This window comes from Marinobacter fuscus (assembly GCF_003007675.1).
GTDB classification, from domain to species: Bacteria; Pseudomonadota; Gammaproteobacteria; order Pseudomonadales; family Oleiphilaceae; genus Marinobacter; species Marinobacter fuscus.
The window spans coordinates 66,524-81,828 of the sequence record NZ_PXNP01000019.1 but is presented as its reverse complement, the minus strand read 5'-3'; the positions used below and the strand labels follow the sequence as shown (position 1 = coordinate 81,828).

Here is a 15,305-nt window from a genome sequence, read left to right as displayed (position 1 = left end):
GTACAATTAGTACCGGCTACGGCGTTTTCTTTCCCCTCCATCGTTTGCGCCTGCTTGCATCGGCCCGTCTATTAGTCGTATTGCTCCCCAATTGATCAGAATTTGTTCGTAAAAGTACTTGCGCGAGCAAGCGTATTATGTGAGATTGGCACTCGAAAATACGAACATATGTTCGATAATCGAACCAAAGATAAGCAGGACAATGACAAGATGATTAGTACATCAACTAAACTGTTTAAATCCGCGGTTGTTGCAGCCGTTGCATCTGTCACTCTCGCGATGACTGGAGTTGCGCATGGTGAAGAGTGGCCAAGTGATAATATTCGCTTGGTAGTACCGTATTCCGCTGGCGGCACTACAGATCTGCTCTCCCGTAAGGTGGCAGACCTTCTTCAGAAAGAACTCACTACCGTTGTTGTAGAGAACCGTCCCGGTGCGGGCTCTACTGTCGCAACAGCGCAGCTGGCGCGTGGCGGCCGTGGTTCCGATCATATGTTGGTGATGGCCTCCCCGGGGCACACAATCGGCGCCTCAATTTATCCCAATCTGCGCTATGACCCGGTAGAGGATTTCGTATTCATTCGCAATGTCATCGACATTCCGAACGTGATGGTTGTGCCGGCAAGCAGTCCTTATAACTCTGTTGAAGAGTTCGTTGCTGCCGCACGTGAAGGGCAGTTGTCGTTCAGCTCGCCTGGCATTGGCAGCTCGATCCATATGTCTGGTGAGCTGTTCAAGAACCTGACCCAAACCAACCTGATTCACGTTCCTTTCCGCGGTTCGGGTGAAGCGTTGCCGGCGCTGCTGGCGGGGGATGTCGACGTGGCCTTCGAAAACATGCCGACGGTTTACCCTCATATCCAATCCGGAAAGCTGAAGGCTCTGGCGGTAACCACGGCTGAGCGGTCAGAATTCCTGCCAGAAGTTCCTGCGCTGCAAGAAGTTGGTGCAGAGTTTGGTCTTGGCGATTACGTCACTTCGGCCTGGTTTGGCCTGATCGCACACAAGTCGTTTCCCGAGGAGGCGCAGGCCAAGCTTGGGGCTGCGCTCGAGAAAATTGTTGAAAGCAAAAACTTTAAAAGCTTTTTGCCGCAGTTTGGTGCGGTAGCAGGTAAAGAGGTTGGTGACGAGTTTCGTGCCTTCGTTGCTGACGAGCTTGAAAAGTGGGCAGAGGTTGCTGAGCAGGCAAACCTGAAACGCTGATCAATCTTGCACTGGGCGGGACCGGTTTGACAGGCCGGCCCGCCTTTTCTTTGTTAACGAATACTGTCGAGATATTTATCATGGCTATCTCCGAGAACCAGATTGCCGATGCGCCGGCAACTCATTACGGTCGACTCAATCCGAATACGATTGTGGGTGCGGCATTCTTTATCCTGGCCCTGGTTTTTCTTTATTACATAATCCCGAACTACATTTCGTCTCCTCCGTTCATGCAGCATCCGCTGCTGTCGCCGAAGTTCTTGCCCCAGGTGGCGGGGTGGTCGGTGCTGGTGCTGTCGCTGGTGCTGATGGTCAGTGGCCTTCGTGTTCCTCCGGAGCGCGAGCCCGGAGATGAGCTTCGCCGGGGCGTATCCGTTATCCGCCAGGGGTTGATGGTAGCGGCAGGTGTGGTTTACGCATTTTTCTTTGAGCAGTTGGGTGCCATCGGCAGTGGTGTACTTGCCTGTGTGTTGCTGTTTTTGGCCAGTGGCTTGCGTAATCCGTTGATTTACCTGCTCGCCGCTGCTTTCCCGGTGCTTGTAACCTTGTTGTTTATTTACCTGCTGAATGTGCCCCTGCCTGCCGGGGAGCTGTGGGAAGCCTGGTTCTGACGCCAGCAAACACTTACTAAGTATGCGCGGCCCTGATGTGTAGGGCAGGCGTTAGTTCAAAAGCTTTGGGTGCCAGAAATGGAAAATTTTTCTGAAGTTATGTCGCTCTTCCTGAGCGTTGATAATTTTATAGCGATAGCCGTCGGGGTTCTTATTGGCGTTGTGGTGGGTGCCATCCCGGGGCTGACCGCTACTATGGCGGTTGCGCTTGCCCTGCCATTTACCTTCTCACTGGAGCCGGTAACAGCAATACTTTTGCTGGTCGGTATTTATAAAGGCGGCATGTACGGCGGCTCGATTACCGCCATACTGATTCGCACGCCTGGCTCTCCGGCCTCCGCCTGCACCTTGCTGGATGGCTACCCCATGGCGCAGCAAGGCAAGGCAAAAAAGGCGCTGAAAACGGCGCTGTACTCTTCCGTGGTCGCGGATGTGATCTCCAATGTGGCGCTGATTTTCTTTGCCGCTTACCTGGCAAAAATCGCCCTGAATTTCGGGCCGCCAGAGTATTTCTGGCTGATCTGCTTCTCGCTGACCATTATTGTCTCTGTTTCTGGCAGCTCTGTTGTGAAAGGGCTGATTGCGGCGTTCCTGGGGATTATCGTCTCTACGATTGGTCTGGATGCGGTCTATGGTACCCAGCGCCTGACCTTCGACAATTACAACCTGATGGATCGGGTGTCCTTTATCCCCCTGCTCATTGGGCTGTTTGCAATACCGGAAGTTATTGATTTTTACACGTCCAAGGTTGCGCCACACATCCGTACGGCGGTTACCGGTGCGTCGCTGACCTGGCAAGAGTTCAAGGCCTCCCTGAAGACCATTATCCGGGGCAGTGTCATTGGCGTGATTATCGGGGCAATACCGGGAACGGGAGCCACGTCTGCCGCGTTTATCTCTTACAGCGAAGCCAAGCGGACATCCCCGAGAAAGGATAACTTCGGCAAAGGCGAGGTTGAGGGGGTTGCGGCAGCGGAGGCCGGTAACAATGGTGTTGCGGGTGCCACTCTGATTCCACTGCTGTCGCTGGGTATTCCCGGTGATGTGATCACGGCCATTATTCTCGGCGCCTTTATGATTCACGGTCTGACTCCGGGGCCCGTACTGTTCCAGGAAAACCTGACTCTGGTCTATGCCCTGTTCTGCGGGATTCTGGTGAGTTCTGTAGTTCTGCTGGTTGTGGGTAATGCTGCTATCAAATATTTTTCTCTGATTGCTGATATCCCCAAAACCATTCTGCTGCCGATTGTTCTGATGTTCTGTATCTACGGGGCCTATGCAGTCAATAACAGTACTTTTGATATCGGCTTGATGCTGGCATTTGGTATTCTTGGTTTTGTGTTCAATCGCACTGGTATTGCTGCCGCACCGTTTTTGATCGGTTTTATACTTGGGCCCATGTTCGAAGATAACCTGCGCCGGACCATCCTGATCAGCAAGGGCGACCCATCGGTGTTTTTCCGTGGGCCAATCACCTGGGTCTTCGTTTTGTTAACCGTTGCCTCGCTGGCCTTTGCGGTTCGTCGGTATTGGGTGACCCGTAATTGATAGGCGTGCCTCTGCGTTGTGGTTGAAGGATCGGCTGTAGCTCGGAATTGAAGTGTTGACCCCTCCTTTGCCGCCAGGCTTCAAATTGAAGTCTAGGCGGTTTTTTTCGTTTGGAAGCTGATGTTCTCCGGTGAACTAATGCTGTTGGTTCGGTATGCGGATCAGGCATAGGTTTGATAAAAAATATGCTTTTCTCAAAGGATTGGTATCTTGCTAACGTGATCTAATAACTACAATCAGCAGGAGTTGGTATGGATAGGCAGGAATCAGGCTTGTCTTTGATCGATGCAGTCAGGGGACGGCATTCTGTACGGGGGTTCCGGCCTCAACCGGTTCCGCAAGCAACCCTCGAATCTATTTTTAAACTTGCGCAGAGTGCGCCCTCTAACTGCAATACGCAGCCTTGGCATGCATATGTCGCATCAGGACAGAGCAAGGACCGTCTGCGCCAAAAGTTTCTTGAGCGTGTGAACGCTCAGGCTCCCGGTAATCCCGATTTCAGCTATGTCTCACGTTTTGAAGGCAAGTACCGCAAGCGACAGGTGGATTGCGCTGTAGCGCTCTATAACGAGATGGGCATAGCCCGTGATGATAAAGAAGGACGCGCCCATGCAGTACAGCGTAACTTCGAGTTCTTCGACGCCCCGCACATAGTGTTTTTAGGTATGGATAAAAGTTTCGGGCCGGCAATTGCGCTGGATGTGGGTATCTACGCTCAGACACTTATGCTGGTTATGGAAGCGTATGGTGTGAGTTCCTGCGCTATGGGTAGTATGCGCGCATATCCAGACCTGGTCAGAGAAGAGTTCGGAATTGATGATGAGATCGGAATTCTTCTTGGGATCAGTTTTGGTTATGAGGATCCGGGCGTACCCGCAAATCGAACCAGAACTGACCGGGAACCTCTAGAGAACTCTGTGGTTTTCAGTAGTTGACCTTTTATTAAGGCGCGTGGGAGCACTCCCAGTGCAGTTATCTCCCCTTTGTAATGGAGCCAGTACCGTGGATGCGAGTTTATCGTCTGATGATTTGAAGTTTCGAGAAGAGGTTCGAGCCTTTTTCCACAATGCTGAGCCGGAGAAGGCCCAGCAGCTAATTAATAATCCCCGCACCTATAAGCAGGGTGCTGTGCAGTGGCAAAAGAAACTTCATGAAAAAGGCTGGGTCGCCCCGTTTTGGCCTACGCAATACGGTGGGGCTGGGTGGACAGTTACCCAGTCATATATTTATGAAACCGAGCGGGTGAAAGCAAACGCTCCGGATGTAGTTCCCTTTGGCTTGAAAATGGTGGGGCCCGTTATCTACACCTACGGAAATGACGACCAAAAAGCCCGCTTTCTGCCCGGTATTCTCAATAGTGATGACTGGTGGTGTCAGGGATACTCGGAACCCGGTGCAGGCTCTGATCTGGCGTCGCTCACTACCCGAGCTGTGTCGGAGGGCGATGACTACATTGTTAATGGCTCGAAAATCTGGACCACTTACGCTCAATACGCGGACTGGATTTTTTGCCTGGTGCGCACAGATGCCTCCGGTAAGCCTCAGCAGGGAATCAGTTTCCTGCTAATTGATATGAACACTCCCGGCATTACAGTTTCTCCGATCCAGAGTATTAACGGTGTTCACTCCCTGAACGAAGTGCACTTTGAGAATGTGCATGTGCCGAAAGCGAACCGGATTGGTGAGGAGGGGCAGGGTTGGACTTATGCGAAATCGCTGCTTGCACATGAGCGAACGGTGATTGCCCGAGTGGCGGATTCCAAAAAGCGCCTCAACACACTCCGCCAGATTGCTTCTCGAGAGCTCCAGGGTGGTCAACCGATAATTGAGGATGCGTCGTTCCGGCACAGGTTTACCAATATCGAAGTTGAGTTGATGGCCTTGGAGTATATGGAGCTCAGGGTTCTTGCTGCGATGGCCCGTAATGAAAGCCCCGGAGCAGAGTCGTCCTTGTTGAAAATCAAGGGCACGGAGATTCAGCAAGCGCTGCACGAATTGACTATAGAGCTTGCGGGAATTTATGGCGGGGTCGTTCTTGATGTTGGTGAGCCCGGATCATCAGTTGGTCATGATTTCGGAGACAGCGCGCGAAAGGATTTCATGTACGGCCGGGCGTCCACGATTTTTGGTGGCTCTAACGAAATTCAAAAGAACATTATCGCCAAGCGTGTACTCGGGCTTTAAGCGAAACGCAGAGCCAACTACAGAATAAGGAATCCGCTGTGAATTTCAATCTTACTGAAGAGCAACAGATGCTGCAGGACAGTGCGGCGCGATTTGTGGGCCAGGATTATTCTTTTGAACGCAGGCAACGTGATGTTCAAAACGACGTCGGTTTTGACCCGGAGTTGTGGCGACAGTTTGCCGATCTCGGATGGCTATCGGTTCCGTTCGCGGAAGAAAACGGTGGTTTTGGAGGTGATGCAACAGATCTCTTTGTGCTGATGGAGCAGCTGGGCAAAGGCCTGGTTGCCACTCCGTATCTGCCCTCGATTCTACTGTTTGGTCGCTGTTTGGAAGCAGGGGCGAATCCGGCGCTTAAAGCTGAGTTGCTTGAGCGACTCATTGCAGGAGAGCTTCAGGGCGCCTTGGCCTATATGGAGCGTCAGTCCCGTCATGAGCTGTTTGACGTACAGACTAACGCGCACCGGGATGGGGATGAGTTTGTAATCTCGGGTGAGAAAGCTTTGGTAATGAACGCTCAGGCCGCGAATATGTTTGTGGTATCTGTTCGCACTTCTGGCTCCGCTACAGATAAGAATGGCGTAAGTCTGCTCTTGGTGGATGCGAAGGCGCCGGGTATTGAGTTGAATTCGATCCAGTTAATGGACGGCCAGAAGGTTGCTAATGTTACCTTTCGTGATGTCCGGGTCAGTACTGACCGGTTGATCGGTCTGGAAAATCAGGGCGCAGTGGTTCTTGAAGAAGTCGTGAATCAAGCGATTCCGGCTATTTGTGCTGAAGCACTGGGGCTGATGACTCACCTTACAAACACGACCATTGAGTACAGCAAAACTCGAAAACAGTTTGGCGTTGCCATTGGTTCCTTTCAGGTGCTTCAGCACCGAATGGTTGATATGTTCACCGCTTGTGAAGAAACCCGTTCCTTATTGTACCGGGTGCTGTGCTCCGCGGGTGAAGATGATCTTCTGGAACATAAAAAAAACCTGCATGCACTGAAGGTTATTACGGGGCTTCGTGGCAAACGGGTAGGTAACGAGTCTATCCAGCTGCACGGCGGGATGGGCATTACCGATGAACTTGATGTTGGCCATTACGTGAAGCGACTGATGGTTCTGCATTCAGTGTTTGGTGATGCGGACTATCACCAGCAGCAGCTTGCCCGATTGTCACTGCCGCAGTGATTATTGGTGCGGCAGTGTTGAAACGGCAGGATAATTGGGAGGATTTTGCTCGGCTCCCTGCCACTGTTTGCCTGTTGATTGCGACTGCTTGTGCGATTGCCCGGCAGTTTGGTGGTGAGGAGTGGTTAACCATACCGGCAGCAACTGCGTTACTGGTGTTTATTGCCCTGCAATGGCAGGGCATTACTATGACCTACAGAATATTCTCCGTTGTCACGCCAGGGCTCGCTACAGGGCTTTGGTTATCGGATAAAATCGATGCTCAGACGATTGCGAATGGCGTTGACAGGGCAGCTTTTTTTACCTTCTTTTTGACTTCGCTGGCGGTATTGCGAGAATCTGCCAAGTCCTCGACTTTGGTCCGGGAGTGTGGAAAGGCCTTGGTGAATCAGCCACCAGCTCGGCGATATATGCTGATGTCTTTTGGATCCCATCTTTTTAGCATCATGCTTAACATCGGCGCATTAAATGTGCTGGGCACCATGGTTCAGCGTGCTGTTCGTATAACGGGAGGAGGGGACGCTCAGCGGCTGGCGAGTATTCGCAAGAAAAGGATGCTGACAGCAACGCTTCGTGGGTTTTGTGGTGTCCCTTTGTGGGCGCCGACATCTGTCACCATGCTACTTGTGCTTTCAAGTTTGCCGCAGTTAACCTGGGAGCAGTATGCACCGGTAGGTCTGGTGTGGACGGTATTGTTCATACTTTGGGGGGCACTTTTGGATTGGCTGGCGTATCCACGCCCACGAACAATCCAAGTTGCCGATAGGAACCTGTCGGTGCTAATACCTTTTGTAGTTCTCGTCGGGCTGATTCCAACCCTGGCCTATTTCTTATCACGTATTACCGGTCTTGATATTTTCCCGATGTTGCTCATGTGCGCGCCGGTCATTGGAGTCATATGGATCTGGTATCAGTATCGCCGTGCAGATCATTGGCTCCGGCTGCGATTGGTTTTTCGAAGAATGAAGCGCAGCTTCCCTAAAACTTTTACTGTGCAACGGAATGAAGTTGTTTTGTTTGCCAGCTCCGGGTTTCTTGGCGTGATTCTCATTCCTTTGGTAGACCCGGAGGTTGCTCGTAACTTTCTGGTTCATGCCAATGTCAGCAACGCAACGATCATGGTGAGCCTTTCGTTAATCATGCTCATATGCTCGTTTTTGGGCATAAACGCGATTATTACAGTAACGCTTTTGCTGGGTACTCTGCAGCAAGTTCCAGGTCTCGATATTGCACCAATGGTTCAGGCTTCAGTGGTTGCCATTACATGGGCAGTATTTGCAGGAGCGTCACCTTTTACCGCGTCGCTAAGATTTATAGCCGGCTTTTCCGGTGTTTCGGCGCTCCGGCTCGGGGTGGTCTGGAATGGCTGGTTCAATGTGAGTGTGCTCGCAATTATGTACATGGTTCTTTACATCGTGCTTTGAGGCACAAAACCTACAAGAAACAACAAAGGAAAAGATATGACCATTCCAGCTTCACTAAAAGACAAGCTTAACCTGCCGGTACTTTGCTCCCCAATGTTCATCATTTCCAACCCGAAGGTTGTTATAGAGCAATGCAAGGCCGGGATTATAGGGTCATTTCCTGCGTTGAACGCCAGGCCAGCAGAAAAGCTCGATGAATGGCTTTCTGAAATCAAGCAAACGCTGGCCAAATATCAGACTGAGAACCCGGATCTGAAAGTTGCGCCTTTTGCTGTTAACCAGATTTGTCATCCCACCAACGAGCGTCTGCAGGCCGACATGGATGTGTGTGTAAAGCATGAGGTGCCAATTATCATTACCAGTCTCCAGGCCAATGCCGAGATAATCAAAAAAGCTCACAGTTATGGCGGGCTGGTGTTTCATGATGTAACCAATATCCGTCATGCAAAGAAAGCAATCAGTATGGGCGTGGATGGATTGATTCTGGTAACCGCCGGTGCGGGAGGGCATGCCGGGACACTGAATCCATTTGCGTTGCTTTCGGAAATTCGTGAGATCTTTGATGGCCCGGTTGTTCTTGGGGGGGCAATCACAAAGGGCAACCATGTCCTTGCTGCACAAGTGATGGGTGCTGATCTTGCTTACATGGGAACTCGTTTCATCGCTACCGAAGAAGCCAACGCCGACCAGGCCTACAAGGCTATGATCGTTGAGTCATCGGCCTCGGATATTGTGTACACCAACTTGTTTACCGGCGTTCACGGAAATTATCTTCGCGGCAGTATTGAGAACGCGGGGCTCGACCCCGACGACTTGCCGGCATCGGACAAGAGTAAGATGAGCTTTGGCTCTGGTACTAGCAAGGCGAAGGCATGGCGTGATATCTGGGGCGCTGGCCAGGGTGTCGGCGGTATCTCAAAGCTGATGTCGATCGCAGATGCCGTGCTCCAGCTGCATGATGAGTACGACACTGCGAAGCAAGGTATCGTTCATTAATCCAGAAAAACAGTTTCTAACAGTGAATTCTATGAGGTGAGTTATGCAAAAAAGACGTGCAGCCATTGTTGCTCCGGTACGCACCGGTGTTGGAGCTTTCGGTAAAAGTCTGCGGCCGGTGTCTGTCGAAGACCTGATTGCAGCTGTGGTGAAAGAGACTATGAACCGCTCTGGCATCGATCCTGCGTTAGTTGAGGATGCCATTGTGGCACAGTCCTATGCCAACAGTGAGGTCCCCTGTGTGGGCCGTTGGGCGGCCCTGCACGCAGGACTGCCCCTGCATGTTCCGGGAATGCAGGTAGACCGTCGTTGCGGTGGCGGCCTGCAAGCGTTGATCAACGCCGCCATGATGGTGGAATCCGGAGCTTGTGACGTGGTGCTTGCCGGTGGTGTTGAAAGCATGAGTAACATCGAATATTACTCCACCGATGTCCGCTGGGGTAAGCGTGCGGGATCTTTCACAATGCATGACCGGCTTGATCGCGGCCGTGAGCGGTCACAGCCTGAAGAGCGCTTCGGATATATCTCCGGCATGATAGAAACAGCAGAGAACCTGGCAACAAAATACAATATCACCCGCGAGCAGGCCGACGAGTTTGCTGTTCAGAGTCACAAGCGAGCGGCAAAGGCTTGGGAGGATGGCCTTTTTGATGAGGAGGTTGTGCCTGTCTCCGTTCCACAGCGAAAAGGAGATCCTCTGGTATTTCGCAAGGATGAGGGTATTCGTCCAGATACTACAATGGACTCCCTGTCCGCACTTCGCCCCCTGATTAAAGGCGGAACGGTAACCGCTGGTAATGCTAGCCAGCAGAGTGATGCAGCGGCTGCTTGCCTGGTTGTTGCCGAGGATAAGTTGGAGGAACTTGGTCTCGAGCCGATGGCATTTCTGACGGGCTGGAGTGCCATGGGTTGTGACCCTGCAACTATGGGTATTGGCCCGGTGCCAGCGGTTGAAAAACTGATGCGGAAAACTGGCCTGAGTCTCGCCGACATGGATCTCGTAGAGGTAAATGAAGCGTTCGCGTGTCAGGTGTTGGCCGTACTGAAAGAGTGGGACTGGAACGATTCGGATAAGCTCAATGTAAACGGCTCAGGCATATCGCTTGGTCATCCAATTGGGGCGACGGGTATGCGGATCATGACTAGCTTGCTACATGAAATGAAGCGCCGAAACAGTCGGTATGGGCTGGAGACTATGTGTGTGGGTGGTGGGCAGGGAGTTGCCGCTATTTTCGAAAGAGCATAATCGATTGAAGGCATTGGGTATATAATCTTGGCATGTCTCGCATAGAAAAACGATTTGTTGATGAATGGATTAGTTGTTGACCCGCTGATGTGAGGCCGGATAATTGTTGGAAGATCCGGCCTCGGTCCGGTCAATAAGTAACTGTACAAAATGGTTGCTTCATCACAAAAACAATTAGGAGATGTGCCATGTCCTTTCTCTCTAAGCAAGTCAAACGTCCGCTTGTTGCCGCCGTCACTTCAACTGCACTGATGTTTGGTGCGAGTGTGGCGGTTCAGGCGGCAGAGCCTGATCTTCCCAGCACGATGACCTGGTCGTCCTACGATGTGGGTTCCGCAGGCTATGCGGAAGCATCAGCCATTGCTGATGCGTTCGGTAAGCAATATGGCACCCGTATTCGTATTCAGCCATCCGGATCTGCTATCGGGCGCCTTCAGCCTCTGCTGAGTGGTCGGGCGGCTGTGGGTTTCCTGGCCACCGAGACCTTCTTTGCTGCAGAAGGGGTTTACGACTTTTCAACTCGCCAGTGGGGACCCCAAGATTTGAGAGCGCTTGCAGGTCGTCCTTCTTCTATTGGTATTTTTACGGCAAAGGACGCTGGTATTGAGACACTGGAAGATCTAAAGGGAAAACGTTTCGCTTATGTCGCTGGGAATCCCTCAATCAATGTAAAGTGTAATGCGTTCTTGGCGTTTGCCGGTTTGACTGAGGATGACCTTGAAGCCGTGATGTTCCCCACGTATGCGAGTGCGATGGGCTCGCTTGCCCGGGGCGAGGCTGATGCCTCCTGTACAACGACAACGCCGAGTCATGTGTACGAATTGGCTGAGTCACCTCGAGGTATTCGCTGGCTGAATATGGACCCTGAAGATACCGAGTCCTGGGCCAAGGTTAATGAGGTAGCTCCGTTCTTCGCACCGTTCAAAGAGACTATTGGTGCAGGTATCAGTGAAGAAAATCCTGTCGATATCATGGCATATCGCTATCCCGTGTTGGCGGTTAAATCCGATATGGATGCAGATACCGCATACAATATGCTTAAGGCGGTTGATGAAACCTATCCGATGTACAAGGATGCTACTGCAGCCATGCCTCGCTGGGATATCAATCTCGCCGGGGTGCCCGCCATTGACGTGCCGTTCCACGAAGGCGCCATCCGTTACCTGAAAGAAAAAGGTATCTGGACTGACGAGCATCAGGCTTGGAATGACGCTCGGACTGCCCGCCTGAACGCGTTGCTGGAAGCCTGGCCGAAAGCCGTTGCCGAAGGTGAGGGCAAGAGCGATGAAGAGTTTGCCCAGATCTGGGAAAAGCATCGTCAGCAGGCGCTTGGTGCGCTCTGATTCTACTCTGGATTTCACTCTGATCGACAAAGTGGGTTGATTCTGGGGAGGCATCTCACGGATGCCGCACCCAGGGTTTTAACCCTGGAGCCATAACAATATGACCTCTTCGCAGGGCGCCGATGCCCAAACCACTACTACTCCTGAACCCAAAAGCTCCGACAAAGGACGTCTGCGTGGAATCGGCTACTGGATAGCCCTGGGGCTGGGTACTCTGGGATTGCTGATGGCAATCAACCAGACCTTTAACCTCAAGTTTCTCGGTTTCCAGCCTCTGGGTAACTCCTATCTATATTACCTGATTGGTATCTTCCTGGCGGCGGCGTTTCTCTGTTTTCCGGCCTGGTCCGGCGCCCGTAATCGGATTTCCTGGTATGACTGGGTGCTGGCGGTGCTGGCGCTGGTGTCCTGTGGCTATCTCGGCTATCACGGTCTGACCATGATCAACATGGGCTGGGAGTATATGGCGCCGACTGAAGCTACGGTGTTTTCCGGCATCCTGCTGGTACTGGTGCTCGAGGGCGTGCGCCGCTGTGGTGGCTGGCCGCTGCTGTTCGTGTCGCTGTTCTTCGGCACCTACCCGCTATACGCCGACAGCATGCCCGGCTTTCTGTGGGGCAACCAGTACGAGCTGCCGGAGCTGCTTCGCGCCCACGTTATCGGTGTGGAAAGCATTATCGGGATTCCCATGCAGGTGGTGGCGCAATTGGTCATCGGTTTCGTGGTGTTTGGCGCCGCGCTCACCATCACCGGTGGCGGCGATTTCTTTATGAAATTTGCTACCTCGCTGATGGGTCGCAGCCGTGGGGGGCCGGCGAAGGTGTCGGTGCTGTCGAGCGGCATTCTGGGCAGCCTGTCTGGCAGTGTTATTTCCAATATCCTGACCACCGGCCCAATCACCATCCCGACCATGAAGAAAACCGGCTACCCTGCGCATTACGCCGGAGCGGTGGAGGCCTGCGCCTCCACGGGCGGCACCCTGATGCCGCCGGTGATGGGTGCGGTGGCCTTCATTATGGCGTCGTTTCTTGGGGTGGCTTACGCCGAGATTATGATTGCCGCCTTCCTGCCAGCGCTGTTGTTTTACCTGGCGTTGCTGTTCCAGGTGGATAACTATGCCGCCCGCCGCGGTCTCAAGGGCTTGCCGGAGGAGGAGATTCCGTCACTAAAAGAAACCCTGAAGGAAGGCTGGCCTTACTTGTTCTCCTTGGCGATGTTGGTCTACATGCTGTTGGTAATGCGGATTGAGGCCTACGCGCCGTATTACGCTTCGCTGGTGCTGCTGGGGGTGGCGTTGTTTAAGCGTGACTACCGACTGAACTGGACTCGTGCCAAGGCTTTTATTGCGGATCTGACCACCAATGTGTCCAACCTGGTGGCGATTTTGGCAGGCATCGGGCTGGTAGTTGGCGGCCTGTCATACACTGGGGTGGCGGGTGCGTTCTCCCGGGAACTGCTGTTGTATGCCGACGGCAGCATACCATTGATGCTGATTGCTGGCGCCATTACCAGTTTTGTCCTGGGGATGGGGATGACCGTCAGTGCCTGTTACATCTTCCTGTCGATCCTGCTGGCGCCAGCGCTGGTCAATGCGGGGCTCAACCCGCTGGCCAGCCACCTGTTTATCCTGTATTGGGGCATGTTGTCATACATCACGCCGCCGGTATCGCTGGCTGCCATCACTGCGGCAGGCGTGGCAGGCTCGAACGCCACCAAAACTGGTATCTATGCCATGCGCTTGGGAGGCATACTCTTTATCCTGCCGTTCCTGTTTGTACTGAATCCGTCGCTGATTCTGCAAGGGGACATCGCGCGAATCCTGATATCGGCTCTGACAGCCATTACCGCCATCTGGCTGATTGCCTCTGCCATGGAAGGCTACCTCTACCGCATCGGCATTATAGGCTGGCCCATACGGGTACTGGCGCTGGCCGCCGGTGGCTGCCTGATCTACCCGAACCTGTTTTCAGAGGCGGTTGGGCTGGGCCTGATTGTCCTGATGTACGTTGGCAAAGGTTTGTTGAACCCGCCGCGTGTGGCGGTACCCCGCAGTTAGGCTGTGGCGGCAAACTTGCGACAAAAGTAGCAAACTATCTTACGGCCGGTAATCATCTCCGTTATGATTACCGGCCGCTGTTCGTTCTGGACGGCGATAATTCATGATGACTGACGGAGAGCGTTTCGAGGATGGAGATCGAATGAAGGCTTTGCTGCAACCAGACAGTTTCTCTCGTCCCCGCTCCATACTGGCTTACCTGGCCTTGCTGACCGGGATCGCGACCTTTCTTCCCGGCCAAATCTACCTTTCGACCTCACTGGCGTGCCTGGCTATTGTGCTGGGGTGGGGTAACCTGCGCATGGTCGGCCGCGCCATTTTTGTGCTGATTCTCTTGCTGACTGTGGTTGCGCTGGTGAACGAGCCGTCCGCGGTGCCCAGGGCCGCGGGTAACATGGCGCGTATCGGTTCGCTGATCATCACCGTGATGCTGCTGTCCGCGGTGTTGGGCCAATCGAACGACCTGAAGGTGATCTCCCGCAGTTTGTTTGGCGGTAAACCCCTGTTGCGCTATGCGGGTATGACGTCGGGAACCGCCATACTCTCCATTCCTCTTAACTTTGGAGCGGTCGGTGTTATCGCCACCATGATTGGCCTTCAGGTGAAGGATCAGGGCGACAGCCCGATGGCCCGCAATGCTGCTCGGGCAGTGATTCGGGGCTTTGGGGCGTCGCCCATGGCGTCACCGCTGTCCATCGCCATCGTCATGACCGTGACGTTTCTGCCCGGCTTATCGAGCTGGAAGCTGATTGCCCTCGGGCTGCCGTTTGCCCTGCTTTACCTGTTCGCCGGTACCTTTGCTCGGGAAGAGGAGCCACCCCGGGAGGCTCTCCTGGTGGATGACGCTGAACCGGAGTCGGCTTTGCTGCCATGGCTGCGCTTTATCAGCATCATTGCACTGATCTGTGTGGGCGCCTTTACCCTGAGCGCCTGGGGTGGGCTGCTTTATTCCCAGGCGGTGACCCTGAGCTGTCTAACCGCTGTGGTGATCGGACTGATCTACCGCCGGTTACACGATGGTGTGCTTGCCATGCCCTCTTTGGCCATGATCAATAATGAGCTGGCCATCATGGGTGGCTCTTCGTTTCTCGGGGGCATTGTCAGCACCTTTGCCCTCGGCTGGCTTGGCATGGACTTCAGTCTGCCCATCTGGGCCTATCCGCTGGTGGCGATGGTGGTGCCCTGGCTATTCTTCGCTGGTGGTGCGATCGGGGTGAATCCGATCATTTCCGGCACCCTGTCCGGCAGTATTCTCGGACCGATCTGGCCGGAGTATGGACTGCTGGGCCTCGGACTGGGCATTGTGGCGGGGTGGGGGATTACCATTGCCGGCACGCCGTATTCGGCCAATTCGTTGCTGCTGGAGCGTTGCACCGGGTACAGCGCCCAAACGGCATCCTATGGCTGGAGCCTGCGTTATTCCCTGGCCGCGCTGGTTGCCTGTAGCCTGGTCTGTGCGGTGTTTACCCTGCCGTTCTGATGACTCGACGGGAAGCGTCGCTTCCCGTCCGAA

The 15,305-nt window shown here is 53.5% G+C and carries 12 protein-coding genes; all 12 read left to right on the top strand.

Annotated features, from left to right (window positions below):
- Window positions 1–168: 168 nt before the first annotated feature.
- The 12 genes from C7H09_RS05245 (at window position 169) to C7H09_RS05190 (ending at window position 15,272) form a co-directional block, all read left to right on the top strand.
- Entirely contained in the window at window positions 169–1,203 is a 1,035-nt protein-coding gene (locus C7H09_RS05245) for a Bug family tripartite tricarboxylate transporter substrate binding protein (protein WP_240616504.1), read from the top strand.
- Between the two features lie 80 nt (window positions 1,204–1,283).
- A complete protein-coding gene (locus tag C7H09_RS05240) occupies window positions 1,284–1,814 on the top strand; it encodes a tripartite tricarboxylate transporter TctB family protein (protein ID WP_106761558.1) in 531 nt (176 codons plus the stop codon).
- A gap of 78 nt (window positions 1,815–1,892) precedes the next feature.
- Window positions 1,893–3,362, top strand: a complete 1,470-nt coding sequence (locus tag C7H09_RS05235) for a tripartite tricarboxylate transporter permease (protein ID WP_106761557.1) — start codon at window positions 1,893–1,895, stop codon at window positions 3,360–3,362.
- 251 nt (window positions 3,363–3,613) lie between these two features.
- Window positions 3,614–4,297: a nitroreductase gene (locus C7H09_RS05230; RefSeq protein WP_106761556.1), complete on the top strand. Its 684-nt coding sequence runs from the start codon at window positions 3,614–3,616 to the stop codon at window positions 4,295–4,297.
- Window positions 4,298–4,364: 67 nt separating this feature from the next.
- Window positions 4,365–5,546 carry an acyl-CoA dehydrogenase family protein gene (locus tag C7H09_RS05225; protein ID WP_106761555.1) on the top strand — a complete coding sequence of 394 codons (1,182 nt, stop codon included), beginning with the start codon at window positions 4,365–4,367 and terminating at the stop codon, window positions 5,544–5,546.
- Between the two features lie 38 nt (window positions 5,547–5,584).
- A complete protein-coding gene (locus C7H09_RS05220; protein ID WP_106761554.1) occupies window positions 5,585–6,727 on the top strand; it encodes an acyl-CoA dehydrogenase family protein in 1,143 nt (380 codons plus the stop codon).
- A gap of 17 nt (window positions 6,728–6,744) precedes the next feature.
- The gene (locus tag C7H09_RS05215) at window positions 6,745–8,151 is read left to right on the top strand and encodes a hypothetical protein (RefSeq protein ID WP_133166204.1); all 1,407 of its coding nucleotides are present in this window, start codon (window positions 6,745–6,747) and stop codon (window positions 8,149–8,151) included.
- A gap of 36 nt (window positions 8,152–8,187) precedes the next feature.
- Complete coding sequence (locus tag C7H09_RS05210; RefSeq protein WP_106761552.1) at window positions 8,188–9,147, top strand: NAD(P)H-dependent flavin oxidoreductase; 960 nt, start codon at window positions 8,188–8,190, stop codon at window positions 9,145–9,147.
- Between the two features lie 43 nt (window positions 9,148–9,190).
- A complete protein-coding gene (locus C7H09_RS05205) occupies window positions 9,191–10,393 on the top strand; it encodes an acetyl-CoA C-acetyltransferase (RefSeq protein WP_106761551.1) in 1,203 nt (400 codons plus the stop codon).
- A gap of 188 nt (window positions 10,394–10,581) precedes the next feature.
- Window positions 10,582–11,736: a TAXI family TRAP transporter solute-binding subunit gene (locus C7H09_RS05200; RefSeq protein WP_106761550.1), complete on the top strand. Its 1,155-nt coding sequence runs from the start codon at window positions 10,582–10,584 to the stop codon at window positions 11,734–11,736.
- A gap of 100 nt (window positions 11,737–11,836) precedes the next feature.
- On the top strand, window positions 11,837–13,792 hold the full coding sequence (locus C7H09_RS05195; RefSeq protein ID WP_106761549.1) for a TRAP transporter permease: 1,956 nt from the start codon (window positions 11,837–11,839) through the stop codon (window positions 13,790–13,792).
- A 103-nt stretch (window positions 13,793–13,895) separates the two neighbouring features.
- Window positions 13,896–15,272, top strand: a complete 1,377-nt coding sequence (locus C7H09_RS05190) for a hypothetical protein (protein ID WP_240616503.1) — start codon at window positions 13,896–13,898, stop codon at window positions 15,270–15,272.
- Window positions 15,273–15,305: the final 33 nt, after the last annotated feature.